Source organism: Ruegeria sp. BH6 (assembly GCF_056538105.1).
In genome coordinates this window covers 1-23,778 of the sequence record NZ_JBQFSR010000007.1, presented here as the reverse complement: position 1 = coordinate 23,778, position 23,778 = coordinate 1, and the positions used below count along the sequence as shown (strand labels likewise).

The following is a 23,778-nucleotide window of genomic DNA, read 5'->3' as shown; positions in this document are numbered from 1 at the left end:
GCGGCGTCTTATTTACCGGCGCGCAAACCGCCCGAGCGGGCGCTGCGCGGGGCCGAGTAGCTGTTGCGCGGCGTTACAGACCGGTTGTTGAAGCTGGACGCGGTGATGCCGGCCGAGCGTTGGCGGCTGATCAGGTTGCCGATCAGAGCCCCCGCCAGGAATCCCGCCCCCGAAAACCGCAGGCCCGCGGATTGGCCGGTGGTGTCGGTGGCGATCAGACGGTTGTTGGCCTCGTCAATCTCGATGGTGAAAATCTCACCCTCGTTCGAGTCGCGGGTGCCGTTTGCGTTCGGATCGACAAAACCCGAGAATTTGGCGTCAGACAGAACCTCCATGCCCAGCGGTTCGTCATAAAAGCGCGGGTCCGAGTTCATGACCTGAGCCAAATATCCGGTGAACTCATCCACCTGCTCGTCAGATGCTTCGGCGATGCTGTTGGCTTCCAGGTATTCCTGATACTGGTTGATCGCGAATTCGGTCCGGTCCAGAACCTGCCCGAGATCGGCGGTTTGCTCGGACTTCGAGCTAAAAAACATCGAATAGGCCACAAAGCCCACAACGCCAACAATGGCTATCGTCTTAATGTTTCCAAACATAATTTCTCCTATTGATTTGAGATTGTGATTCAGGTTTCGCCAAGGTCGCTGCTCCACCAGACCTGATGCAGGTCTTTGCCGTAGAACTCTTTGAGCTCGCCGCATTTTTTCAGGCCATTGGCCTGTAGTTCTGTTGCGTTGGCGTTGGACAGGTCGGACGGAATGGCCAGAACGGCCATGCGATAACTTTGCGCGCGCGCCAACGAAAGCTGTTGATCCAGCCCGCTCAGCCCGCTGCTGGTTTCGCACCAGCGCAGGCCGGCAACGTCGTCCGTTTCGGCGGCTTTGTGAATGTCGGTGAAGCTCAGGCCAGTGGTTGGCGATGGCTCTGCCGCCTGTATGTCGGGCGCTTCGGGATTGTCCAATCCATAGATGATCTTGGCTTCGCGTGGGCCGTGATACCCGGGTACCGTCAGTTCGACTTCGGCTCCGAATTCCTCATACAGTTTATGCGCCGCGGCATAGAGCTTTTTGCCAAACTCTTCATAGTCGCTGGTTTCGATGAAAATCTTGCGGACATGCATCTGGGCCAGTTTGCCAAGCAGGTCGTTCAGCATCTGGCTTCCCAGCCCCTTGCCCGCATGCGCCTGATCCAGATAAGTCCAGGACAGCCAGGCGATGTCCGGCGCATCTTCGTCGAGGCAATAGCCGATCAGCCCCAGCACCTCGCCGCGGTCCTGCAGGACGAACATGTTGTCCGTTCCTTCATGCACGAACTTGTTTTCGGCTTCGTCGGCATCATCTTCGTCGGTTTGTGCGATGATTTGGACAGCCGGGGATACATGCTGCCATTCCATGGGTTTAAGGGTTGGCCCTTTTGAGCCGAACAGGGCGCTAAACATGGCGAGTCCTCCTCCGATCAAGGCGGATGTGCTGTGGGTGAAAACGGCGATCTGAGGACGCAGAAACAACAGTTCGGCGATAAGGACAAAGACAATCAGCGCCAGCATCCAACTGCGTCGCCCCGGTGTGCTTGTGGCAATCACGCCATAGGAAACCAGGCCATAGGCGACACTGGACAGCCCCACAAAGCCGGGTCCGGCCAATGCGAATTCTGTGGTCGTTCCGGCAACGGCGCAAAGGATAACAAGCCCTGCGGTTCGGGCGCTGCCCAAGTGCGGTTCGCTGAGGCTGCCGCCAACAAGGATTAGCAGGCAATTGAGCGTCAGATGGTTCAGGTTGCCATGTCGGATCGAAAACAACAGATGATCGGGTAGCGTCACAATGGGTCCGGAATACCGAACCGGACCCCACAGCGCATAAACGATTATCGCGCATAGTATGAGACTTATCGTGACCGGGCATCTGCGCAGTTCCTTCATCCGCCCTTTAGCAGCCCGCCGCCGCAAGCCGGTGTCTGCTCTGTCCGATCAGACCGCGCTTGATGGATTGCACATCGACGCGCTGGGGGCGGAAATAGGACTTCAAAACCTCTAAGCTGCGCTGTGGTACTGCGTCACCGCACATAAAGATATCGATGGCGGCATATCCGTGTTCGGGCCAGGTGTGGACCGAGATGTGCGACTCGGCCAAAAGTGCCATGCCTGTGAAACCTGCCCGTTGTCCGAAATCGCGCATGTTGATCCCAAGAACCTGAGCATTGGCAGCAATTGCTGCGCGTCTCAGGGTCTCTTCTGCTGGGGAAGGATCGTATAGTGCGCTTGCATCGAAAAAATCTGCTATAAGGTGTAGGCCCAGAGAAGATGAGAACCCATCCATATGAAATCGAAACCTCAAATCCAAAAATTCTGCATCCTGACTATCCATCTGATCTTGATAGTCAATCTCAACTCAGGCCTATCTGAATTGGGTTGCTGGGCTGTGGCAAAAAAACACAACTCATGAGGGATTTGCGTTAAAATTTAATCAAGACCGCGACTAGTTCTGTTTTGGTGCTTTTGGGTGCAATTTCACATAACCTGCTGATCGGTTGTCTCAGGTTTGCTTTGACCTGGAATTAAACCGGTTCTGCCAGATCCTTGCGCGCTGTGCGTCGCGGTTTTCATATTCGGTGATGGCCTGGGCAATACCGCGATCCACCGATCCTTCCCGGTCCGACCCGATATCCGTCATGCGCATGGTATACCACGCGGTCATCCCTCCGGGTGGAAGGGTAGTGAAGCGGGGGAAGGGGGCCTCGTGTCGTCGCGCCTGCCACGTCCGGGGCAAAGCGGGATCAAGAACAAAGCCTCGTGCAATACCCACCGCATCCACATCCCTCGCCATAATTGCGGCTTCTGCCTCGTCACGGCGCTTGAATCCTCCGGTGGCCATAAGCGGGATCGCGGTTAGTCCGCGCGCCGCACGAACGAAGTCGAGGAAATAGGGGCCTTTGGACGTACGATCAGAACTGGACGGAGCCCCCGGAAAATAAGTTCCGCCGCTGATGTCCAATAGATCAACACCTTTGCCTTCAAGCCCAGCAACCACCTTCAGCGCGTCTTGTTCTGTAAGGCCACCGTCCAGCTGATCGGTAGCGTTGAGTTTGACGGCAACTGTAAAATTGCTGGGCACCGCGGCACGAACGACCTCGACCGTTTCGATCAGCAGGCGCATCCGCGCGTGGATTGCGCCGCCATAGGCATCCGTCCGGCGGTTGAAGAGGGGAGAGAGAAATTGGCTCAGAAGAAACCCATGCGCGGCATGGATCTGGACGCCCCCAAAACCAAGTTTGGCTGCAAGATGGGCAGTGCGGGCAAATTGATCCGGGATTGCTCTGATTTCTGGCAAAGACATGGCTTCGCTGCGAAAGTCTGGGAAGTCTATCGCACTTGGGCCTCTGGGCTGGCTGATCGGTAAATGGGCCAACGCCCCGGCATGGCCGAGTTGCAGCCAAAGCTGCGCGCCGTCGGCCGACCCGCGCCGGGCTAGATCGCTGAAGGCCGCCAAGTCGGCTTGTTCATCAAGCACCAAATTGCCCGGCTTTTCAGGGAAATGAGGATCGCCTTGCACCTCGCCGATAATTGACGCGGCCACACCCCCTGTTGCCCAACGTTCATACAGACGCATCTGTGCAGCGGTTGGGTTGCCCTGACCGTCGGCCAGTGAATCCGACATGGCCGATTTGATGATCCTGTTCTTCAAAACACGCCCGTTCGGCAGTGTAAGCGGCGTGAAGAGAGAGATGTTCGAGGCGGCGGGCAAGGTGGTTCTCCTTGGTTTTTGATCTCCACCTTAGATAATTTGGACAATTTCTTTTGATAATGTAGTGATTGGGATTAGTTTTTGATATTTTTTGGATCAAATGGCACAAAAGGCTGAACTGGAAATTCTTCTGGCCGTGGTTGATCACGGCAGTTTCTCGGCTGCGGCCCGCGCATTGGGATACACCCCGTCGGCCGTCGGCAAGCGGGTGTATCAGCTAGAGCAGAGGTTGCGGGTGCCGCTTCTCATACGCTCGACTCGGCGCATGACCTTGACCAAGGCGGGACAGCGATATGTAGAGGAAGCGCGCGAGATTCTCGCCCGCCTGACGGCACTGGAAGAGGACATTGCCGATGGTGCCGACAGCCTGAATGGCACGATCCGCCTGACAAGCTCGGCGGCTTTTGGTCAGCGACACGTGGTCCCTCTGGTCATTGAATTCATGGATCTCAACCCCGAGGTTGAGATTGACATGCTGTTGACGGACAAGGTTGTTGATCTGGTCGGAGAAGGTTTTGATATCGCGATCCGCAGCGGCGTTTTGCCGGACTCATCGCTTGTGTCGCGGAAACTGATGAACAATCGGCGGATACCATGTGCAGCGCCCACCTATTTTGAGCGGCACGGCGTTCCGCAGCAACCACAGGAGTTGACCGCGCATAAATGTCTACGCCTGGGTCCGGAAAAACACCTGTCGGATTGGGGATTCACGGGAGCAGCGGGTCCCATACCGCGTCTTGGGCCGGGGTTTTCATGTAACAGCCTCGAAGCGCTCCGTGCGGCGTGCTGCGCCGGGCGCGGCATTGCTTGGCTGCCGGAGTTTCTTGTCTCGAATGACTTGCGCACTGGTCGCTTGACCTCGGTTTTGCCCGATCATGCTGAACCGAATGCCGGTGGTGGGATCTTTATTTTACGCCCAGAAATGCCATTTTTACCGCGGCGCGTGCGGGCCTTGATTGACTTTGTGGCCGACCATTTCTCGGGCAAGACCAGCCCCCGAGATGCTTGAGGTGCGGGCCGAGAAGGTCTGTTGCGCCTGAATTGATAAGATAGTTCCGCCAGAGCTGGGAATATTGGAACATTCTTCTTTTAAGAGTGGTGGTAAATCCACGATAAACCCCATATTAAGTGCGTCACGAATCCATCAGGCAGAAAAACAGTCCCGTGTTCGACCTACCGGCGCAGCGTGCGCATCTCTCCGAAAAATATGATCTGACCCCATCGCCCGAGCTTGCCGCAAGCATGAGCGATATCTATGACCGCATGTCCCGCGTGGTCTCGCCCGTCGATTGGGCGATCTATGCGCCCTATGTCAAGGCGATCAACGACCTGAAGGTCGAGCGCAACGCGGTCATTCTGGGCCATAACTACATGACGCCCGAAATTTACCATGGCATTTCGGATTTCGGCGGTGACAGCCTGCAACTGGCGATCAAAGCGACCGAGGTCGAGGCGGATGTGATTGTGCAATGCGGTGTGCATTTCATGGCCGAGACATCCAAGATCCTCAGCCCGGACAAGACGGTCCTGATGCCAGATATGGAGGCGGGATGCTCGCTGGCGGAATCGATCACCACCGAAGGGATCGAGGAAATGCGTCGCCGGTATCCAGGCGCGCCGGTTGTTTCGTATGTGAACACCACGGCCGAGGTCAAAGCGGCGTCAGATATTTGTTGTACTTCGTCGAATGCCGCCCAGATTGTTGCGGCGCAAGACAGCCACACGGTCATCATGACGCCGGATCAGTATCTGGCGCAGAACGTGGCACGCGATGTGCCGCAGAAAAATGTGGTCTGGTGGGAAGGGTCGTGCATCGTGCATGAACAATACAGCCCGCAGGATTTGCGCGATTTCCGGGAATGGAATCCGGGCACTCGCCTGATTGCGCACCCTGAATGCCCACCGGACGTTGTGGCCGAAGCAGATTTCTCGGGCTCCACCAGCGGTATCATCAAATACGTCACCGATGAAAAACCGGAAAAGGCGCTGCTGATCACCGAATGCTCGATGGCTTCAAACATCGCCGACGAACTGCCCGAGGTCGAGTTTGTGGGCCCTTGCAACATGTGCCCCTACATGAAGAAGATCACGCTGGAGAAGGTGCTGTTCGCGCTTGATACCATGACCGGGCAGGTCGAGGTTGACGCCGAAGTGGCGGACAAGGCCCGCCTGTCGGTGCAACGCATGATCGACTTGTCACGCCAGCTGGGTATTTGATCCGCGACATGCAGAGCGTTGAGACGCCGCGTGTGGTCATCATCGGCGCCGGGCTGGCGGCAGTCTATGCGGCCCTGAAGCTGGCCCCTTGCCCTGTGGTGATGATTTCGCCTGAACCGCTTGGATCGGGTGCAAGCTCGGCCTGGGCACAAGGCGGCGTTGCCGCTGCCATGGCGCGGACGGACAGCCCAGAAGCGCACGCGGACGACACCATGCGCGCCGGGGCCGGGTCGGTCCTGCGCGAGGTGGCCGAGTTCGTCACCAATGCCGCACCGGAACATATTTATGATCTGTCCGACTTGGGCACCGGGTTTGATCGCACCGCCGATGGTGGGTTCGTGCAATCGCGCGAGGCCGCGCATTCCGCAGCCCGCGTGGTCCGCGTCAAGGGCGATCAGGCCGGAACCGAGATCATGCGTGCTTTGATCGAGGAGGTGCGCCGAACGCCGTCGATTCAAGTGATCGAGGGCGCGCAGGCCGTCGGGCTGGAAAGCGACGGTACACAAGTGACCGGCGTTTACCTGACCCGCGCCGATGCCGCCAATGCGCCGCCGATATTGCTGCGCGGATCAGCGCATGTTCTCGCCACGGGGGGATCCTCGGGCCTTTATGCCCAAACCACCAATCCTGCACGTATCCGCGGGCAGGGGATCGGCATGGCTGCTCGCGCAGGTGCGCGCATTGCAGATGCCGAATTTGTACAGTTTCATCCCACCGCCATCGACGTGGGCGAGGACCCGACGCCACTGGCAACCGAGGCGCTTCGGGGCGACGGTGCCATCCTGATCGACAGCGCCGGCCACCGGTTTATGCCCGACATCCACCCTGACGCGGAACTGGCCCCCCGCGACACGGTTGCGCGCGCCGTTTACCTGCAGGCGCAGGCGGGCAAACGCCCGGCATTGGACACGCGCCAGGCCATCGGGGCCGAGATGGCTAGGCAATTCCCCGCGGTCACCGAGGCCTGTTTGCGCAACGGTGTCGATCCTGCGACCGACCCCATCCCCGTGACCGCTTCGGCGCATTATCACATGGGCGGGGTTGAGACCGATCTGGCCGGGCGCAGCTCACTGATTGGGCTGTGGGTGTGCGGCGAGGCAGCCTCGACCGGGTTGCATGGGGCGAACCGGCTGGCGTCGAACGGGTTGCTTGAGGCGTTGGTGTTTGCCCGCTCATGCGCGCGCGACATTTCAACCGTTGTGAATCCGCAGGACGCGGCTGAGGTGAACATTTGTTTTACCACCGGTGGTGAGCCGATCAATGAACGGGACGTGGCGGCCCTGCGCGAAACCATGACCGAACATGTAGGTGTGGTGCGCGACGGTACCGGTCTGCGCCAAGCGTTGACGAAAATCGCGGCTTTGGAATCCCGGCATGCGGGCTCTGATCTGTTTCTGAACATGACCGCCACCGCCACCCTGATCGCGGCTGCCGCGCTGCTGCGCGAAGAAAGTCGCGGTGCCCATTCCCGATCCGATTTCCCTGATCTTACTCCCGGCCCCGGCCAACGCTCGGCCCTGACGCTGAGCGAGGCGCTGGCCCTGCGGGACCGTATTGCAAAGGACACAGAATGAAATATCCGGCCTTGCCCGACTTGATCCTTGAACCGATGGTACGGTCCGCGCTGATGGAGGATTTGGGGGCCAATGGCGACGTTACCACCCTGACCGTAATCCCTGCAGATGCCACCTATTCTGCCCGGCTGAACGCGCGCGAGGATGCGGTGGTCTCGGGTATGCAGGTGGCGGCGCTGGCGTTCCGTCTGGTCGACCCGACACTGCATGTCACCACCCACATCGCCGACGGCCAACGCTGCACAAAAGGTGATACGTTGATGGAAATTGAGGGCAGCGCCGCTTCGATCCTGTCGGGTGAGCGGGTGGCGCTGAACTATGCCGGGCGCATGGCCGGGGTGGCGACCGCGACGGCGGCGCTGGTGGCCGAGACCAAAGGCGCCAATGCTCGCATCACCTGCACCCGCAAGACCACGCCCGGCCTGCGTATTGTCGAAAAACAAGCGGTTCTGCATGGTGGCGGGTTCAATCACCGCTTTTCCCTGTCCGATGCGATCCTGATCAAGGACAACCACATCGCCGCAGCCGGTGGGGTGCGCGCCGTGCTTGAGGCCACCAAGGCCCGCGCCTCGCACATGATGAAGGTCGAGATCGAAGTGGACACGCTGGACCAACTGGCCGAAGTGCTGGAGGTCGGCGGGGCCGATGTCGTGTTGCTGGACAACATGCCACCCGAGACATTGAAACAGGCGGTGGCACTGGTCGACGGCCGGATCGTGACCGAGGCATCGGGCAATATCAGCCGCGACACCGTGGCCGCCGTGGCGGCAACCGGCGTGGATTACATTTCATCCGGGGCGCTGACTCATTCCTATCGCACCATCGATATCGGGCTGGATTTCTGAACCAACTCAAACCCTCTCGCGGATGGAGGCCGCTCCGGTGCCATTCCCTCTGACCGCCCGCGAATAGTGATCGTGACCTATGTCAATGACGGCTCTGCGCCAGTGTTGTTCATTGGGGGCATATCGCTGGCCGGGCTGTGCAATCCTGATTGCCGTGCTCATGGACAGTTTGGGGGTGTGATGGCTTTCGGCGGCCCAAGCTCCAACTAATAAGAGGCTCGCGTTGAACGCGCTGAGTTGGAAGAGGTGTTTGGCCGGTTGGAGGGCCCAAATGGCTGATGGATGTAGTTGCGACCAGCACGCTCGGATGTATCTGACGGTGACAGAGGCTTTGGCTCGCGGACTGGCCGTTGCCGATCCGATTGCCGAGACCGAAACCGTGTCCCTGATCGATGCGACGGGTCGGGTGTTGGCTGAGGATTGCGCCAGCAAGGTGGACATGCCCGCCTTCGACAATTCCGCCATGGATGGCTTTGCCGTCCGCACGACTGATCTGGGCAAAGGGCCCGTGTTCAACCTGCCGGTGGCGGGACGCATCGCCGCCGGGGACAGCGGTGCCCATGGTACGCCAGCGGGTGCGGCCTTGCGCATTTTTACCGGTGCCCCGGTGCCCGCCGATTTCGACGCCGTGCTGATGCAGGAGGATTGCGAGGCCACCACCGGAGGTATCCGATTTACCCGCCGTCCCAAACCTGGCCAACATATCCGCCGCGCGGGGGAGGATTTGAAGGCGGGTGCCCCGATCCTGTCGCAAGGATGCGAGATCACCGCGCGCGAAGCTGCAGCACTGGCTTCGGCCGGGTATGGCGATGTGAATGTATTCCGGAAGCTGAAGGTCACCCTTTTTTCCACCGGTAATGAGCTGCAACAACCCGGTGAACCGCTGGGCCGGGGCCAGATTTACAACTCGAACCGCTATATGCTGCGGGCTTTGCTGAACAAGCCGTGGATTGATCTGATGGATATAGGCCCGGTCGCAGATGACCCCGAGCGGCTGGAGCAGGTGTTGCGGCAGGCCTGCGATGATGCTGATCTCATTGTCACAACGGGTGGTGTTTCGGTGGGGGATGAAGATCACATGCCGCGCCTGTTTGAAGCCATTGGCGGCCAGATTGACGTGATGAAGGTGGCCATGAAACCTGGTAAGCCGATCATGTTCGGTCGGCGCGGCGACGCGCTTTATGTCGGGCTGCCGGGCAATCCGGTTTCGGCCTTTGTGACATGGCAGATCATCGGGTCGCACATGATGGCGCGTCGGGCTGGTCTGCGTCATACGCCGCCAACCCCGGAACAGGCGGTGCTGGCCGATCCGCTGCAGCGCCACGCAGGGCGTCAGGAATACCGTCCGGTCATGATCGACGGCACGACTTCCGACGGCGTTCCACGGCTGCGTTTGATGGCACCTTCATATAGCGGCCGGGTTGCGACGCTGGCACAGGCGGATGGTCTTGCAGTCATCCCTGCGGAAACCGAAACGCTGCCAAAAGGTCATAAGTTGCCGTTTCTTCGTTTTTGAAACAGATGCCCGGATCAACTTAGGTTTTTGTACATATAGGTCGTAGGCTCTAGCCGGTCCTCAAGCGGATTGCGGCAATAGTCCGGGATCTCTCCGGCGATCTGAAAGCCTAGGCTTTGATACAGGATGCGTGACGGGTCTGTACTGCGTGTGTCAAGCACCAGCAAGGTACGGCCCAGCTGGATAGCCCGGTCCTGAAGCGCCGCCATCAAGACCCGCCCCAAACCCCGGCGTCTGGCGCTGGGGTGAACCAGCAGTTTTGCCACATCGGCCCGGTGTGGCTGGTTGGGCATCGTCGCGGGGATCAATTGCACCGTGCCCACAATGCGTTCGTTTTCACGAAAGACGAACAGGTCCAGCGTGCCGGTCTGTACGTTGGGCCGCACCCGGTCTTGCCAATAGGCGCGGGCCTGATCCGATGAAAAGGGCAGGATGAACCCGATACTGGCCCCGTCCTGTACACAAGCGTGCAGGATATCGGTCAGGTCGTCCAAGGCGGTGTCAAAGCTGCAATCGTCGATGCGTGTAATCATATCAGCACCAATAGGTACCGTGCCCCACGCGCGGGCGTTGTTTCAAACCGCGTGGGACCCGCAAGGTGATAGCGCAGGCAATCGCCGCCATTCAAATCATGGGCAACGCCGTCTACGGTCAGTTTCAGCGCGCCGTCCAGCATGATCAGGTGATGCTCTTGCCCAGGCTTTGGTGGCGCATCGTACGTGATTATCGCATCGGGGGGCAGGTGACCTTCCAGCACCTCTCCGCTAAGCCCAGTGGCGGGCGGAGATACCGAGCGACGGGTAAATCCGGTTTCCGGGTCGCGCCATTCGGGTTGCCGTTCGAACGGTACGCGAGGGTCGAAACTGTCTTCGACCATCATCAGCAGACGCGACATCGGCAGGCCATAAGCTGCACAGAGCCGCCCCAGCGTTTCAGCGGTCGGGCTGACATCGCCCTTTTCCATCCGCGAAAGCGTGGCGCGGCTGATGCCGCTGTGTTCGGCCAGTTGGTCCAGTGACCACCCATGGCTCCGGCGCAGTTCGTTCAGACGGTTGGCGAGGCGGTTCGAGAGATCATCCAGCATGTTCATATGTGAGAATATCGTTCATTATAGAGATTATTCTCCAAAAATATGTAATACGCAATAAAAAAGGGCGCAGAAATTTCTGCGCCCTTCAAAGTGTTAAGATCTCGTGCGCTGGGTTATTTCCAGCCAGCCTCGTTGAAGATTTTTTGCGCTTCAGGAAGGTTCTTTGCGACCTCGGACAGGTTCACTTCATCTGCCTTGAACTCACCCAGTGACTTGACCGAGTCCGCAAGTGCGACGCCGTTCACCGCCGGGAACTCGTCATTGCCGGCCGAGAAATACTGCTGGGCCGAGTCGCTGGCCAGGTATTCCAGGAACAGGACCGCATTGTCCTTGTTCGGTGCATTCGCGGCGACACCGGCCCCGGAAAGGTTCATGTGCGCGCCAGTGCTGTCGTTGTTAGGGAACACCCAGCCGATTGAGTCGATTTCCGACGAAACGCCTTTGACATCTTTGCGGATGGCGCGGGCAAAGTAATAGGTGTTCGACACGGCGATATCACATTCGCCCGAAACGATGCCACGCAGCTGGTCGGTGTCGCCGCCCTGCGGATCGCGCGCCATGTTGGCGACGATGCCTTCGGCCCAGGCTTTGGCGGCCTCAGGTCCTTCGTGGGTGATGATCGATGCCAGAAGCGTCTGGTTATATGTGTTGCTGGACGAGCGGATGCAGACCAGACCCTTGTATTCAGGTTTCGCCAGATCGGCGTAGGTGGCGGGCGGGTTGGCTACGTTTTCTTTGTCGAAAAAGATAATGCGGCCACGCTGCGAAAAGCCGAACCATTGGTTGTCATTGTCTTGCAGATTGGCGGGGATACGCTCTTCGAGAACAGCGCTGTCGATCGACTGCAAAATGCCCGCGTCTTTGGCCCGCGCCAGACGCGAGGTGTCTACGGTCAACAGGATGTCCGCGGGCGAGTTGGCGCCTTCAGCTTCCATCCGTGCAATGAGTTCGTCGGCCTTGCCTTCGATACGGTTGATGGTGATGCCGGTCGCCTCTTCGAAATCAGAATACAGACGCTCGTCGGTGTCGTAGTGGCGTGAAGAGTACAGGTTCAGTTCACCTTCGGCGGCGGCAGAGGTTGCAACCAAAGCCGTCAGAGCGGCGGCAACGCAGGTAGAGGATTTCAGCATCATTTGTCCCAACATTGAAAATCGTGGCGGGTATTAACCCGACTGATTTGGTCAATTAAACGATTCTGAGGGGGATGCAAGGAAATCTGACAAATTTAGTTGGTCAAAATGTCGCTCGCCTTTCCTGTTGCGCACTTGCTGTCAGGTTCGACGCTGTTTGCTCTGTCTTCCTTCCGGTTGCGGTGGTGCGGGTGACGGCGCCGGCTCAGGTTCGGGATCGTCGCTGAGTACCGGTTCCTTGGTCAGCATGGCCTGAGTTACAGCTTCCATGTATTTTTGCAGCATGACCGGCGGATCGGCCGGTGCGAGTTTGATGGTCAGCCTGCTTGCACCTTCCTGGCTATAGGCATAGCGCGAGGAATAGCTGGCGTTGACCTGGGCCGCCACGGGCCCCCAGCCGCCTTTCACTGAAGCGCTGCCTGATTTTTCGGTCTGTTTGGTCATCGAGATCGCCATTTTGACCTCTATCTCGGCCTCCTGCACCGCATAGAATGCGGGGAGGAATCCCATCGAGACGAGGCTGAATTCTTTGGCGGGGCCGTCGGGATTGGAGAGATCGGGAAGCAGGATTTTTTGGTCGGCCATATATTTAGCCATGTCGGTCGAATGACGATCCAGTTCGCTTTGTGATTCAGCGACCGAAAGTGCCAGCTTTTGAACCATTTCTGCAAAGGGAACGTTCAGCAGTTCTTGCCCGATACTCATTGTTCAAACTCCTTTTGAAAAATTTGTGTTTACTCGATGATTTGCGTTTTTGACCGCCTTCGGACCGAAAACGTAACTTTCGACGCGTTCTGGCTGACCGCCTGTTTCTTGGCGTTGGTTGCGATCTGTGCCCTATTGCCATCTTGGCCCAGCCCGACCACGGCCTCGACCTTTACATTGTCGATGGTAAACTCGCTGCTTCCGTCTGAACCGGCGAGAATCTGTTCGCCCAGTGCCTGTGAAAATTCCTGAGCGTCGACAACCTGAGTGTCTTCGTCGCCCGAATTCATTTCTGACCGACCCTGGGCCAACGGGTTTGTTACCGGAGACCCCGTGCCCATCAGCATGCCGCCGCCGCCTTCTTCCAGATCGTCAATCCGATTCTGCAGGTCCGAAATTGTTTGAAGCAAAGTGGTCTCGCGCTGCTCCATTCCGGTAAGACGGTCAGCAAGTGACTGCAACAGTGTCGCAAAGGCTTCGGGCAATTCGGTGACGCGTACATCAATAGGTGGCCTCTTGGGGGCCTTAACTGTCTTACGTGCCATCGGTGTCCTCTGGTGACCTGTTGTCATCTACTGGGCCCGGAGCAAAGCGCATGCGCATGGTCGATGCGCTTTTGGTGTCGACCGTATCGGTCTGGGTCAACTTCGGTCCCATGAAGATCGAGATGATTGCGGGCCGCTTGCCTTCTTCCGTCTTAGTGCTCATCTCCATTACGACTTTCAATTCCACATCGACATCCTGCATGTGATAGAAAACCGGTGGGATGCCCATGTCGCGAAGCTCCTGCGGGTAGTTCTTCAGGGCGTTCAACTGGTCGAGGCTTAGTTGCTCGGCGGCTTGCGCCACGCTCCTGCCAATATCCGCGACCATATCGGTCAGGGTCGTTCCGAGTATTTCACCGTCGGCCAAGTTGACCTCCCGTCATCGAAAATCCGGAGAACGTTAACACGAGAACGCTCTATCACAACGCGAAATATCAAATTCAAACATGCCTGGCCCCTTGCCGGGCTAGACACAGGCGAAAAAAATATTTGGAAAACAAAAAAAACCGCGCTCGAAGGCGCGGTTTCTTTAAGTGGTTATGGGCAGTTCTTAGCCCTGACGAGCTTTGAACTTGCGCTGCGTCTTGTTGATCACGTAGACGCGGCCTTTGCGACGCACAATACGGCAATCACGGTGCCGGTTCTTGAGCGAGCGGAGCGAGTTCTTGACCTTCATTGGTCTGTCTCCAATCTGCGGCGCCTTCATCAAGGACGTGGCCAGCGCCTGGGTTAGTCGGGTGCCCCGGAAGCCCGGAACAGTGAAATCATGGTGGGCGGTACAAGGATCGAACTTGTGACCCCTTCGATGTCAACGAAGTGCTCTACCGCTGAGCTAACCGCCCACGTCCCGTTGCGTTGTCCTACCCCATAACGAAATGGGGCGCGGAACCCCGCGCCGGTAGCGGGGTCTATAAAAGGAGTCGCAAAGGGGTTCAAGGGGTTTGGTAGAACTATTTTCCGGTCTATGTTCAATGCGAACAAGGAGTCACCATGCCGAACGCCCCCTATGTATTGGACATGCCCGCCAGACGCACGTCATGCGTGGTGTTTTCTTCTCCTCATAGTGGTCGGAGTTACCCTCAAACGCTGTTGAACCGCACGGTTCTAAGTGAAAATGTGATTCGATCCTCGGAAGATGCCTTTGTAGATCAGCTGTTTTCTGCGGCGGCCGACTTTGGCGCGCCGTTGATCTCGGCAGTGTTGCCGCGGGCGTATCTGGATCTGAACCGCAGTGCCGAGGAGCTGGATCCGGCACTGGTCCAAGGGGCGCGACGTTCCGGGCATAACCCCCGGGTGGCATCCGGGTTGGGGGTGATTCCCCGCGTGGTGGCCAATGGGCGCGCGATTTATCGCGGCAAGCTGACAATGGATGAGGCGCGCCTGCGCATCGACACCTGCTGGCGGCCCTATCATGCACGTCTCAAATCCTTGTTGGCCGAATCGCTCGACGTCTTCGGTCAGGCGATCCTGATCGATTGCCACTCGATGCCGCATGAGGCGGTCGCCATGGCCAGCAACGCAAAATCCAAGCGACCAGATGTGGTGCTGGGGGACAGGTTTGGCGCATCCGCCTCGACCGAGGTTGTGGATCGGATCGAAGCGGCCTTTGTGTCCGCCGGGCTGAACGTGGCACGCAACGCGCCCTTTGCCGGGGCGTATGTGACCCAGACCTATGGCCGCCCCGCCCGTCAGCAACATGCGGTGCAGATCGAAGTTGACCGGGCGCTTTATATGGACGAGGCCAACATCGTGCCGAATGAGAATTTCGCCCTTTTTCAAGAAATTCTGCGCGACATCATTCAGGAAATCGCCAGCATTGGCGATGATCCGGTTCGCCTGGCGGCCGAGTAAGCTCAGCGCAGCGCGCGGCCTTTCACAATTGCATCATTGCCAAAACGGCGCCGAATCTCGTCGGTGGCGCGTTCGGCCTGTGATCGCTGAGTGGCTCCCGGATCCAGCAAATCGCCCGATATATCGGCCTGCGCTTCGGGGCACAAATCAGACAAGCCAACGCCCAGCAATCGATATGGCCCCTGATCGCCAACCTGGTCGAAAAGGCCACGGGCCGTGCGATAAAGGCGATCGGCAATCTGGGTGGCATCACGCAGGGAAATGCGCCGGGTGATGATCTTGTGATTGGCTCGTTTGAGTTTCAGGGTGACAACACGCCCGGCCAAACCTTTGGCCTTTGCCCTGTCCGCCACCTTTTCGGAAAGGCGCCAGATGTGCCCATCCAGAATATCCAGACTGGCGGTATCTTCGAAAAACGTCGTTTCGTTGCTGATGGATTTTATCGGCTCATGGGCCGAGACGCGTCGCCTGTCCTGCCCGCGCGCCAGATGCCACAGCCGGTAACCCATTGATCCGAACCGTGCGGTCAGCGCCTCTTGGTCCCAGCGCAGCAGGTCGGAAAAACTGCGGATACCCGCGCGATCCAGCGATTCCTGCGCGGCAGGGCCGATGCCCCAGATCAGCCGCACGGGTTTGTCGTACAGGAACTCAGCCGTTTCCGCCTTTCCGATCACCGAGAATCCGCGCGGCTTGTCGAGGTCCGAGGCGACCTTGGCCAGAAACTTGTTGTGCGACAGCCCGATAGAGCCGGTCACGCCCAACTCATCCTTCATCCGCCGAACCAGCCGCGCCAGCATAACGGCAGGCGGCGCGCCATGCAGGCGCTGCGTGCCGGACAGATCCATAAACGCCTCGTCCAGCGATAGCGGTTCGACCACCGGGGTCAGTTCGTCCATCATCTTGCGAATCTCGCGCGACACTTCGGCATAGACCGACATGCGCGGCTTGATCACCACCGCCTCGGGGCACAGTTGCAAGGCTTTGAACATCGGCATGGCCGACCGCACCCCGCGAATGCGCGCCACATAACAAGCGGTCGACACCACGCCGCGTTTACCGCCGCCGATGATTACCGGCTTGTCGGCCAACTCGGGATTGTCCCGCTTTTCGACCGAAGCATAGAAGGCATCGCAATCCATATGTGCGATGGACAGATCAAACAGCTCGGGATGCGCCTTGATCCGCGGGCTGCCGCAGGCAGTGCAGCGCCGTTCGTCGGTCAATGTGGTCAGGCAATCTCGGCAGAGACCGGGCATGAAATCTTCCCGCCTTTCATGCGATTCAATTAGTGGTTTCCTTATACCAGCCCCAGCTGTGGCACGAAATGCCAGCGATTACTGAAAGCAGGGTCATGTCCGAAAGAAGACCCCCCGCGAAGTGGCGGGGGGAGGTGACGGACCTCAGGAAGAGAGGGTCCGCGGGGAGTATCACACCCCTAGAATCGCGCAAAACCGCCAATTTCGATAGGACCGAGGTCACACATGAGAAACTCGTATTTTTCATGTGTGTTTTGGGGCACAGCGGCGATTTGGCACGGTTGGGCCGGAAAGTGACGTTAGGTCAACTGGTTGCAAGCCGTTTCTGCGCGGAAATTTGCTGATTTGGTGGCACTTGTCAGTGATGTGTCAAGGAATTTAACTCAGCAAGAACCGCCTGGGCTGCGGCTTTTGGGTCCTGTGCCTGATAGATCGGGCGGCCAACAACGATGTGATCGGCACCGTCGCTGATTGCACTGGCCGGGGTGGCCACACGTTTCTGATCGCCCAATGCTGCGCCTGCTGGTCGGACACCTGGAGTAACGATCAGACGACCTTCGGCCTGGGGCAGGGCGCGGATCAGCGCGGCCTCTTGCGGGCTGGCGATGACGCCATCGGCCCCGGCCTCTAGCGCGCGTGCCGCACGTTCGACCACCAGTTCCTGCACGTTGCCCTCTTTCAGCAGGCTGGCATCCAGATCGTCGCGGTTCAGCGAGGTCAGGATGGTCACGGCGAGGATTTTAAGGTCCTTGCCCGAGGCACCCTCTTTCGCGGCGCGTACCACATGGGGATCACCATGCACGGTCAGGAAATCCAGATCGAACTGTGCCAACCCGCGCACAGCGTTTTCCACTGTGTTGCCGATGTCGAACAGCTTCATGTCCAGAAAAATGCGCTTGCCGTGATCCTGTTTCAGCTCATTAGCCAGGGCCAGCCCGCCTCCGGTCAGCATACCCAGCCCGATCTTGTAGAAAGATACGGCATCGCCCAACCGCTCGGCCATGGCCAGACCTTGCAAGGCGTTTGGAACATCAAGGGCAACGATCAGGCGGTCATCGGACATGGGGCAAGCTCCTTTTTGGCAAACGTCTGCGTCCTAACGGGTTCCGCGCCTTGTGTCCATGCAGGACCGATGTTTGATCGAAATCGCATTCCTCATGACTGAGTGTGCTATGGTCCTCCCATTACACAGAACATTTAAGATGGGGGACTCATGAAACAGTTTGCGGGTGCGGGGTTTGTTTTGTCTTTGGTTGGCTGTCAGCAAATGCCGTTGCAGCCAGAGGCCGCAGATACGGTCATCAGATCCCCGACCAATCAGGACCTGCGCCTTGTGCGCGGCTATCGTTCGACCGACGATGATTGCCAGTTAACCGGCGAAACGGCCTTTACCGTCGATTTTCTGGATGACGCGGCTGATCTTGTGTCCTGCCCCTCAGGCAGCGATGCGGCGCAATCATTGGTCGACATGTATAATGCACGGCAAGTCGCAAAAACCGGAGGGTATACAGTCTATTCCGTACCGCGCCGTTAAGTGCGGAATCTGCGGCTTAGCCTCTTGAACCGTCAAAGATATTTCCCAGATTGAATGTGAGGCCCAGACCGACGCGTGCCGCCAAGCGGGCGCATCACATTCAGGGCGCTTGAGATAAAGGAGAATGCTATGGACTTGAACAAGTTCACCGAGCGGGCACGGGGATTCGTGCAGGCGGCGCAGACGATTGCGCTGCGCGAGGGGCACCAGAGGTTGGAGCCCACACATATTTTGAAAGCATTGATGGATGACGATCAGGGGCTGGCCAGCAACCTGATCACACGTGCAGGTGGCGCGCCGAACCGTGTGGTCGAGGCGCTGGATGCTGCGATGGCCAAAATCCCGAAGGTCAGCGGCGACGCAAGCCAGATTTACATGGACGGCCAGACCGCCAAGGTGTTGGACGAGGCCGCCAAGATTGCCACCAAAGCGGGCGACAGCTTTGTGCCGGTCGAACGCGTGTTGATGGCACTGTGCATGGTGAAATCCAAAGCCAAGGACGCTTTGGATGCCGGCGCTGTGTCCGCGCAGAAACTGAACGAGGCGATCAATGATATCCGCAAGGGTCGCACCGCTGACAGCGCGTCGGCGGAGGAGGGCTATGACGCGCTCAAAAAATACGCGCGCGACCTGACCGAGGCTGCGGCAGAGGGCAAGATCGACCCGATCATCGGACGGGATGAGGAAATCCGTCGCTCGATGCAGGTTCTGTCGCGTCGTACCAAGAACAATCCGGTTCTGATCGGGGAACCCGGCGTCGGTAAGACCGCGATTGCTGAAGGTATGGCCCTGCGCATTATCAATGGTGATGTGCCGGAATCGCTGAAGGACAAGAAACTGCTGGCGCTGGACATGGGCGCGCTGATCGCCGGTGCGAAGTACCGCGGTGAGTTCGAAGAACGTCTCAAGGCGGTTCTGACTGAGGTAACCGAGGCCGCCGGTGAGATTATCCTGTTCATCGACGAGATGCACACATTGGTCGGTGCCGGTAAATCCGACGGTGCGATGGATGCCGCCAACCTGATCAAGCCCGCGCTTGCACGGGGTGAGCTGCATTGCATCGGTGCAACCACGCTGGACGAGTACCGCAAATACGTCGAGAAAGACGCGGCCCTTGCGCGCCGCTTCCAGCCAGTGATGGTTCAGGAGCCGACGGTCGAGGACACGATCAGCATCCTGCGCGGTATTAAAGAGAAGTACGAGCTGCACCACGGTGTGCGCATCTCGGACTCGGCACTGGTATCGGCGGCGACCCTGTCGCATCGCTATATCACCGACCGGTTCCTGCCTGACAAAGCTATCGATTTGGTCGATGAGGCGGCGTCGCGTCTGCGGATGGAGGTAGACTCCAAGCCAGAAGAACTCGATCAACTTGATCGTCAGATCCTGCAGATGCAGATCGAGGAAGAAGCGCTGAAGCTTGAGGATGACGCAGCCTCCAAGGATCGTCTGGAAACCTTGCAAAAGGATCTGGCCGACCTGCAGGAGAAATCCGCGGAGATGACCGCCCAGTGGCAGGCCGAACGCGATAAGCTGGCAGGTGCGCGTGATCTGAAGGAGCAGCTCGACAAGGCGCGGGCCGATCTGGAGATCGCTAAGCGCGAAGGCAACCTCGCCAAGGCGGGTGAGCTGTCCTACGGCGTCATCCCCGAGCTTGAGAAAAAGCTGACCGAGGCCGAAAACGCCGAAAGCAACGCCATGATGGCCGAAGAAACGGTGCGTCCGGAACAGATCGCTTCGGTGGTCGAACGCTGGACGGGTATCCCGACCTCGAAAATGCTGGAAGGTGAGCGCGAGAAGCTGCTGCGGATGGAAGACGATCTGCATTCCCGCGTGATCGGTCAGGATGCGGCGGTGACTGCCGTGGCCAACGCCGTGCGCCGTGCGCGTGCTGGCCTGAATGATGAGGGTCGCCCGCTGGGTTCGTTCCTGTTCCTCGGACCGACCGGCGTGGGTAAGACCGAATTGACCAAGGCCGTGGCGAACTTCCTGTTCGATGACGACAACGCGATGGTACGCATCGATATGTCCGAGTTCATGGAGAAACACGCGGTCGCCCGTCTGATCGGTGCCCCTCCGGGTTATGTCGGTTATGATGAAGGCGGTGTGCTGACCGAAGCCGTGCGACGCAGGCCCTATCAGGTCGTGCTGTTTGACGAGGTCGAAAAGGCGCATCCGGACGTATTTAACGTGTTGTTGCAGGTTCTCGATGACGGCGTGCTGACCGATGGTCAGGGACGCACCGTGGACTTCAAGCAGACGCTGATCATTCTGACGTCGAACCTCGGCTCTCAGGCGCTCAGCCAGTTGCCCGAAGGTGCGGACAGTGCGCAGGCCAAACGCGACGTGATGGATGCGGTCCGGGCGCATTTCCGGCCGGAATTCCTGAATCGTCTGGACGAAACGATCATCTTTGACCGGCTCAAGCGGGCCGATATGGATGGCATCGTTGATATCCAGATGGCACGCCTGCAGAAACGTCTGGCCGCCCGCAAGATCGAGCTGGCACTGGACGATGGTGCCAAGGAATGGCTGGCGAACGAAGGCTATGATCCGGTCTTTGGTGCGCGTCCGCTGAAACGCGTGATTCAGCGCGCGCTTCAGAACCCATTGGCCGAGGCCCTGCTGGCCGGCGAGATCAAGGACGGCGAGACTGTCCCGGTGACTGCCGGAGCCGAAGGTCTGGTCATCGGTGACAGGCTGGGCACGTCAGATCGGCCCCGCCCGGACGATGCCGTGGTGCATTGATCTGAGATTGGAAACCAGAAAGACCCGCCAAACTGGCGGGTCTTTTTATTTTTACACCTTGGCAAAATGTCCGTTCAGAAAAACAGCGATTTCCGTCAGCGAGGCATCGGCTTCGGGTATCTCCGGGTAAAACTCGAACACGTGCCACATGCCCTCCCATACACGCAGGGTGCAGTCGGCGCCGGCCTGTCGCAGCAGGCGATCCAGACGCACGCAACCGCTCAACAAATGATCGCGGGTTCCCGAAGTCAGAAAGACGGGTGGAAAGTCTGCGTCGAAGGGGCCGTAAATCGGAGATACGTCGGGGGCTGTCAGGTCGACGTCTTTGCCAACATAACAGTCACGGAAAAAGTCGATTTCAGACTGATTTAGAAACGGGTCGCGATCTGCCAGTCCGCTGTCCCCGTTGTTCTGCAGGTCGACAAAAGGTGAAAGCAGGGCCAGTGCCGTTGGTAACGGAACGCCATTTGCGCGCATTCTGTGGACTGCAGCCAATGCAAGATTTCCCCCGGCAGATTCTCCGCACAGGCAAGCCCCAGGCGTTTCGGCCAGTACAGACGAGATGACTGCGGTGCAGGCATCAAGGGCCGCCGGGTATGGCGCTTCGGGGGCCAAGGGATAGTCCGGTGCAATCACAACCGCGCCGGTCTTCGCGGCCAGCCAGGCTGAGATTGGCAAATCCTCAAACGGGCTGCCAAGGGTAAAGCCGCCGCCGAACAGATAGACCAACCTGCGGCCAGGGCGCGGTTCGGCAGGAGTGATAACCATGCAACGCACACCGCCAATTGTTTCATCGGACAGTGCAACGCCGGACATTTCTACGGCTGCGGTACAACTGTCTGCGTAATCCTCTCGCAACATAGCCCGCATTTCGGGAAGAGGCTGCGTTAGATCCCGAATTGCGGCTTGTTCGGCATAAGATGCAGCCTTGGCACTGATTGCGGCAGGGGCGGGCATAGGTTTGTTTTTTCTGTGGTTCATACCATTGATATCGCAATGTCAGCAGGCGCAAGGGATCTAATGGATGCAGGTATGCTTTTACGGTTTCCCCAAAAACACCGCACTACGTCTGTCGATCCATTGCAAAGCCTGCACGTTCCGGGCCTGAATTGCAAAGCTTAGCTTGGTTGGGAACGTTCTGAAGTCCACGCCAACAGGCGACTACGTTACAATCTCGTCGCTCAATCGTGACGCTCATTACCTTGGCACTGTGCTATCAGCGATCTACCTCATACCCGAGGCGTTTTGACAACGGAGACATACATGGCGCATCGCTGGACCAATACATTGACACATGCGGACGTCACCCCAAGGGCGGCGTTTTTGAACCGGCGTCAGGTTATGGCCGGGCTGGCAGGTGTCGGACTGGCGGGGATGGCGCGCGGCGCGGCGGCGCAAGAAGCGCTGGAGCCGAACACCTGGGAAGAGATCACGTCTTATAACAACTTTTATGAATTCGGGACCGGCAAGGATGATCCTGCCAAATATGCCGGTGCGCTGACCACCGAACCATGGAGTGTTAAGATCGACGGTCTGGTCGACAATCCGGGCGACTATGACTTTAAGGATATCATATCCGAGATGACGGTCGAAGAACGCATCTATCGTTTCCGGTGTGTCGAGGCCTGGTCGATGGTGATCCCCTGGAACGGGTTCGAACTGGCTGATCTTCTGAACATGGCAGGTGTTCAGGAAGGGGCCAAATACGTGGCCTTTGAAACCGCCTTGATCCCCGATGAGATGCCGGGCGTGCGCTACCCGATTCTGGAGTGGCCTTACCGCGAGGGTCTGCGCTTGGATGAGGCGATGCATCCGCTGACCATCATGGCGACGGGTATTTATGATCGGCCGATCCCAAACCAGAATGGTGCGCCGCTGCGTTTGGTGGTGCCGTGGAAATACGGCTTCAAGTCGATCAAGTCGATCGTGCGGATCACTCTGACAGAAGAAGAGCCAGCCACCAGCTGGAACATGTCGGCGCCACGTGAGTATGGCTTCTATAGTAACGTGAACCCGAACGTGAACCATCCGCGCTGGTCGCAAGCCTCGGAACGTGAAATCGGCGGCGGTCTCTTTGCCAAGCGTATCCCAACCCTGATGTTCAACGGCTATGAGAACGAGGTCGCCGGGCTGTACGAAGGCATGGATCTTTCGCAATACTATTAAGTCTATGCAGCAGGTGAATCATATATTACGCCGTATTCCCGCTTGGGCGGTCTACCTGATTGGGGCGCTTCCAGCGCCCTGGTTGTTTTACCAAGGGCTGACGGGCGGATTGGGTGTAAACCCGATAGAGGCGTTGGAGCATCGGTACGGAGAGTTGGCGTTACAGCTTCTGATTGGTGTGCTGGCGATTTCTCCTCTGCGGCGTTTCCTTGGCCTGAACCTGCTGAAGTTCCGCCGCGCCCTTGGGGTTCTGACCTTTGCGTATGTTACGCTGCATCTGTTGGTGTGGCTTGTGTTGGATGTGCAGGTGCCCAGCCAGATTTGGGCGGATATCGTTAAGCGCCCTTATATAACGGTCGGCATGGCTGCTTTTGTCTTGATGCTGCCGTTGGCGGTGACGTCGAACAATCTGTCGGTGCGGAAATTGGGTCCGCGATGGCGCAGCTTGCAGCGCCTGGTGTTTCCCGCAGCGGTTCTGGGTGGGCTGCACTATGTCATGTTGGCCAAGGGCTTCCAGATTGAACCGCTGGTCTATCTGTCTGCAATCGTCGGCCTGTTGCTACTGCGTTTGCCTATATCCGGTGTGTTGACTCGGTCGCGTCAGGCCGATTCCATCTGACTCGGCGCTGAGTCTATGGGTAACCCTGTTCAAAAGCTGAGATTCGAGGTGGGATGCGCTGTGTGTTGCGGGTTTCGTGGAGTGTGTCGTTGTTTAAGATTATGATTTATATGGGTAAAATTTAAATCTGCGGTTTTTTTCGAGTTTGTCGAATTTTCCACTTGCGGGTTGTTTGGGTAAACCTTAGAACCCCCTTCACCGGCGCTGCTGAGGCGGTGTTGGGACGCTGGAGACGGCGGAGA

24 protein-coding genes and 1 tRNA gene are annotated in these 23,778 nt (G+C 58.3%); 10 read left to right on the top strand and 15 right to left on the bottom strand.

Annotation, left to right across the window (positions count from 1 at the left end; all coding sequences use genetic code 11):
• Positions 1 to 8 precede the first annotated feature (8 nt).
• From ACR0B8_RS14625 to ACR0B8_RS14610, 4 genes are all read right to left on the bottom strand, one after another.
• Positions 9 to 596, bottom strand: coding sequence for a hypothetical protein (locus ACR0B8_RS14625; RefSeq protein ID WP_170361972.1), 588 nt, complete (start codon positions 594 to 596; stop codon positions 9 to 11).
• A 29-nt stretch (positions 597 to 625) separates the two neighbouring features.
• Positions 626 to 1,819: a GNAT family N-acetyltransferase gene (locus ACR0B8_RS14620; protein WP_226689750.1), complete on the bottom strand. Its 1,194-nt coding sequence runs from the start codon at positions 1,817 to 1,819 to the stop codon at positions 626 to 628.
• A 106-nt stretch (positions 1,820 to 1,925) separates the two neighbouring features.
• Positions 1,926 to 2,315: an adenosylmethionine decarboxylase gene (speD, locus tag ACR0B8_RS14615; RefSeq protein ID WP_226689751.1), complete on the bottom strand. Its 390-nt coding sequence runs from the start codon at positions 2,313 to 2,315 to the stop codon at positions 1,926 to 1,928.
• Between the two features lie 216 nt (positions 2,316 to 2,531).
• The gene (locus ACR0B8_RS14610) at positions 2,532 to 3,680 is read right to left on the bottom strand and encodes an oxidoreductase (RefSeq protein ID WP_480658961.1); all 1,149 of its coding nucleotides are present in this window, start codon (positions 3,678 to 3,680) and stop codon (positions 2,532 to 2,534) included.
• A 160-nt stretch (positions 3,681 to 3,840) separates the two neighbouring features.
• Here ACR0B8_RS14610 and ACR0B8_RS14605 point away from each other — a divergent pair, with 160 nt between their 5' ends.
• The 5 genes from ACR0B8_RS14605 to ACR0B8_RS14585 all read left to right on the top strand — a co-directional run bounded on the left by ACR0B8_RS14605 (position 3,841) and on the right by ACR0B8_RS14585 (position 9,892).
• The gene (locus ACR0B8_RS14605; RefSeq protein WP_480658946.1) at positions 3,841 to 4,749 is read left to right on the top strand and encodes a LysR family transcriptional regulator; all 909 of its coding nucleotides are present in this window, start codon (positions 3,841 to 3,843) and stop codon (positions 4,747 to 4,749) included.
• Positions 4,750 to 4,904: 155 nt separating this feature from the next.
• On the top strand, positions 4,905 to 5,957 hold the full coding sequence (gene nadA, locus ACR0B8_RS14600; RefSeq protein ID WP_226689753.1) for a quinolinate synthase NadA: 1,053 nt from the start codon (positions 4,905 to 4,907) through the stop codon (positions 5,955 to 5,957).
• An 8-nt stretch (positions 5,958 to 5,965) separates the two neighbouring features.
• Entirely contained in the window at positions 5,966 to 7,531 is a 1,566-nt protein-coding gene (locus ACR0B8_RS14595; protein ID WP_480658949.1) for an L-aspartate oxidase, read from the top strand.
• Positions 7,528 to 8,376 (top strand): carboxylating nicotinate-nucleotide diphosphorylase, encoded by an 849-nt coding sequence (gene nadC / locus ACR0B8_RS14590; RefSeq protein ID WP_170361978.1) that lies wholly within the window; start codon positions 7,528 to 7,530, stop codon positions 8,374 to 8,376. Before ACR0B8_RS14595 ends, nadC begins: the two co-directional genes overlap by 4 nt.
• A 271-nt stretch (positions 8,377 to 8,647) precedes the next feature.
• Positions 8,648 to 9,892 (top strand): molybdopterin molybdotransferase MoeA, encoded by a 1,245-nt coding sequence (locus ACR0B8_RS14585; RefSeq protein WP_170361979.1) that lies wholly within the window; start codon positions 8,648 to 8,650, stop codon positions 9,890 to 9,892.
• A 14-nt stretch (positions 9,893 to 9,906) separates the two neighbouring features.
• Here the strand turns inward: ACR0B8_RS14585 and ACR0B8_RS14580 are convergent, their stop codons facing one another.
• From ACR0B8_RS14580 to ACR0B8_RS14545, 8 genes are all read right to left on the bottom strand, one after another.
• Positions 9,907 to 10,425, bottom strand: a complete 519-nt coding sequence (locus ACR0B8_RS14580) for a GNAT family N-acetyltransferase (RefSeq protein WP_170552584.1) — start codon at positions 10,423 to 10,425, stop codon at positions 9,907 to 9,909.
• The gene (locus ACR0B8_RS14575) at positions 10,422 to 10,976 is read right to left on the bottom strand and encodes a helix-turn-helix transcriptional regulator (RefSeq protein ID WP_170361980.1); all 555 of its coding nucleotides are present in this window, start codon (positions 10,974 to 10,976) and stop codon (positions 10,422 to 10,424) included. Before ACR0B8_RS14575 ends, ACR0B8_RS14580 begins: the two co-directional genes overlap by 4 nt.
• A gap of 119 nt (positions 10,977 to 11,095) precedes the next feature.
• On the bottom strand, positions 11,096 to 12,112 hold the full coding sequence (locus ACR0B8_RS14570) for a Fe(3+) ABC transporter substrate-binding protein (RefSeq protein ID WP_170507815.1): 1,017 nt from the start codon (positions 12,110 to 12,112) through the stop codon (positions 11,096 to 11,098).
• A gap of 141 nt (positions 12,113 to 12,253) precedes the next feature.
• A complete protein-coding gene (locus tag ACR0B8_RS14565) occupies positions 12,254 to 12,817 on the bottom strand; it encodes a hypothetical protein (protein WP_226689755.1) in 564 nt (187 codons plus the stop codon).
• Positions 12,818 to 12,846: 29 nt separating this feature from the next.
• Positions 12,847 to 13,362: a hypothetical protein gene (locus ACR0B8_RS14560; RefSeq protein WP_480658952.1), complete on the bottom strand. Its 516-nt coding sequence runs from the start codon at positions 13,360 to 13,362 to the stop codon at positions 12,847 to 12,849.
• Complete coding sequence (locus ACR0B8_RS14555; protein ID WP_170352011.1) at positions 13,352 to 13,729, bottom strand: hypothetical protein; 378 nt, start codon at positions 13,727 to 13,729, stop codon at positions 13,352 to 13,354. Before ACR0B8_RS14555 ends, ACR0B8_RS14560 begins: the two co-directional genes overlap by 11 nt.
• Positions 13,730 to 13,912: 183 nt before the next feature.
• On the bottom strand, positions 13,913 to 14,038 hold the full coding sequence (gene ykgO / locus ACR0B8_RS14550; RefSeq protein WP_008755722.1) for a type B 50S ribosomal protein L36: 126 nt from the start codon (positions 14,036 to 14,038) through the stop codon (positions 13,913 to 13,915).
• Positions 14,039 to 14,129: 91 nt separating this feature from the next.
• Positions 14,130 to 14,204, bottom strand: a tRNA-Val gene (locus ACR0B8_RS14545).
• A gap of 148 nt (positions 14,205 to 14,352) precedes the next feature.
• On the opposite strand from ACR0B8_RS14545, the gene ACR0B8_RS14540 reads away from it, so the two are divergent.
• Positions 14,353 to 15,213, top strand: coding sequence for an N-formylglutamate amidohydrolase (locus ACR0B8_RS14540; protein ID WP_170361981.1), 861 nt, complete (start codon positions 14,353 to 14,355; stop codon positions 15,211 to 15,213).
• A 2-nt stretch (positions 15,214 to 15,215) separates the two neighbouring features.
• Here the strand turns inward: ACR0B8_RS14540 and ACR0B8_RS14535 are convergent, their stop codons facing one another.
• Both ACR0B8_RS14535 and pyrF read right to left on the bottom strand, forming a co-directional pair.
• A complete protein-coding gene (locus ACR0B8_RS14535; protein ID WP_170352009.1) occupies positions 15,216 to 16,469 on the bottom strand; it encodes a DNA polymerase IV in 1,254 nt (417 codons plus the stop codon).
• A gap of 358 nt (positions 16,470 to 16,827) precedes the next feature.
• Complete coding sequence (pyrF, locus tag ACR0B8_RS14530; protein WP_170361982.1) at positions 16,828 to 17,532, bottom strand: orotidine-5'-phosphate decarboxylase; 705 nt, start codon at positions 17,530 to 17,532, stop codon at positions 16,828 to 16,830.
• A gap of 150 nt (positions 17,533 to 17,682) precedes the next feature.
• On the opposite strand from pyrF, the gene ACR0B8_RS14525 reads away from it, so the two are divergent.
• Together ACR0B8_RS14525 and clpB are read left to right on the top strand one after the other, a co-directional pair.
• Positions 17,683 to 18,003 carry a hypothetical protein gene (locus tag ACR0B8_RS14525; protein ID WP_170361983.1) on the top strand — a complete coding sequence of 107 codons (321 nt, stop codon included), beginning with the start codon at positions 17,683 to 17,685 and terminating at the stop codon, positions 18,001 to 18,003.
• 129 nt (positions 18,004 to 18,132) lie between these two features.
• The gene (gene clpB / locus ACR0B8_RS14520; RefSeq protein WP_170361984.1) at positions 18,133 to 20,751 is read left to right on the top strand and encodes an ATP-dependent chaperone ClpB; all 2,619 of its coding nucleotides are present in this window, start codon (positions 18,133 to 18,135) and stop codon (positions 20,749 to 20,751) included.
• Between the two features lie 51 nt (positions 20,752 to 20,802).
• On the opposite strand, the gene ACR0B8_RS14515 is transcribed toward clpB, so the two are convergent.
• A complete protein-coding gene (locus ACR0B8_RS14515; RefSeq protein ID WP_170361985.1) occupies positions 20,803 to 21,708 on the bottom strand; it encodes an alpha/beta hydrolase in 906 nt (301 codons plus the stop codon).
• Between the two features lie 306 nt (positions 21,709 to 22,014).
• Between ACR0B8_RS14515 and msrP the strand changes: the two genes are divergently transcribed.
• Positions 22,015 to 22,917, top strand: a complete 903-nt coding sequence (gene msrP, locus ACR0B8_RS14510; RefSeq protein WP_170361986.1) for a protein-methionine-sulfoxide reductase catalytic subunit MsrP — start codon at positions 22,015 to 22,017, stop codon at positions 22,915 to 22,917.
• A 4-nt stretch (positions 22,918 to 22,921) separates the two neighbouring features.
• The gene (msrQ, locus tag ACR0B8_RS14505) at positions 22,922 to 23,536 is read left to right on the top strand and encodes a protein-methionine-sulfoxide reductase heme-binding subunit MsrQ (protein WP_170361987.1); all 615 of its coding nucleotides are present in this window, start codon (positions 22,922 to 22,924) and stop codon (positions 23,534 to 23,536) included.
• Positions 23,537 to 23,778 lie beyond the last annotated feature (242 nt).

Bases quoted from the DNA above. Each gene is read 5' to 3' on its own strand.
- msrP (WP_170361986.1), top strand. From the start codon at position 22,015: ATGGCGCATCGCTGGACCAATACATTGACACATGCGGACGTCACCCCA.
- ACR0B8_RS14595 (WP_480658949.1), top strand. From the start codon at position 5,966: ATGCAGAGCGTTGAGACGCCGCGTGTGGTCATCATCGGCGCCGGGCTG.
- ACR0B8_RS14540 (WP_170361981.1), top strand. From the start codon at position 14,353: ATGCCGAACGCCCCCTATGTATTGGACATGCCCGCCAGACGCACGTCA.
- ykgO (WP_008755722.1), bottom strand. From the start codon at position 14,038: ATGAAGGTCAAGAACTCGCTCCGCTCGCTCAAGAACCGGCACCGTGAT.
- msrQ (WP_170361987.1), top strand. From the start codon at position 22,922: ATGCAGCAGGTGAATCATATATTACGCCGTATTCCCGCTTGGGCGGTC.
- speD (WP_226689751.1), bottom strand. From the start codon at position 2,315: ATGGATGGGTTCTCATCTTCTCTGGGCCTACACCTTATAGCAGATTTT.
- ACR0B8_RS14570 (WP_170507815.1), bottom strand. From the start codon at position 12,112: ATGCTGAAATCCTCTACCTGCGTTGCCGCCGCTCTGACGGCTTTGGTT.
- ACR0B8_RS14575 (WP_170361980.1), bottom strand. From the start codon at position 10,976: ATGCTGGATGATCTCTCGAACCGCCTCGCCAACCGTCTGAACGAACTG.
- ACR0B8_RS14625 (WP_170361972.1), bottom strand. From the start codon at position 596: ATGTTTGGAAACATTAAGACGATAGCCATTGTTGGCGTTGTGGGCTTT.
- pyrF (WP_170361982.1), bottom strand. From the start codon at position 17,532: ATGTCCGATGACCGCCTGATCGTTGCCCTTGATGTTCCAAACGCCTTG.
- ACR0B8_RS14565 (WP_226689755.1), bottom strand. From the start codon at position 12,817: ATGAGTATCGGGCAAGAACTGCTGAACGTTCCCTTTGCAGAAATGGTT.
- ACR0B8_RS14605 (WP_480658946.1), top strand. From the start codon at position 3,841: ATGGCACAAAAGGCTGAACTGGAAATTCTTCTGGCCGTGGTTGATCAC.
- ACR0B8_RS14535 (WP_170352009.1), bottom strand. From the start codon at position 16,469: ATGCCCGGTCTCTGCCGAGATTGCCTGACCACATTGACCGACGAACGG.
- nadC (WP_170361978.1), top strand. From the start codon at position 7,528: ATGAAATATCCGGCCTTGCCCGACTTGATCCTTGAACCGATGGTACGG.
- clpB (WP_170361984.1), top strand. From the start codon at position 18,133: ATGGACTTGAACAAGTTCACCGAGCGGGCACGGGGATTCGTGCAGGCG.
- ACR0B8_RS14560 (WP_480658952.1), bottom strand. From the start codon at position 13,362: ATGGCACGTAAGACAGTTAAGGCCCCCAAGAGGCCACCTATTGATGTA.
- ACR0B8_RS14525 (WP_170361983.1), top strand. From the start codon at position 17,683: ATGAAACAGTTTGCGGGTGCGGGGTTTGTTTTGTCTTTGGTTGGCTGT.
- ACR0B8_RS14580 (WP_170552584.1), bottom strand. From the start codon at position 10,425: ATGATTACACGCATCGACGATTGCAGCTTTGACACCGCCTTGGACGAC.
- ACR0B8_RS14585 (WP_170361979.1), top strand. From the start codon at position 8,648: ATGGCTGATGGATGTAGTTGCGACCAGCACGCTCGGATGTATCTGACG.
- ACR0B8_RS14515 (WP_170361985.1), bottom strand. From the start codon at position 21,708: ATGCCCGCCCCTGCCGCAATCAGTGCCAAGGCTGCATCTTATGCCGAA.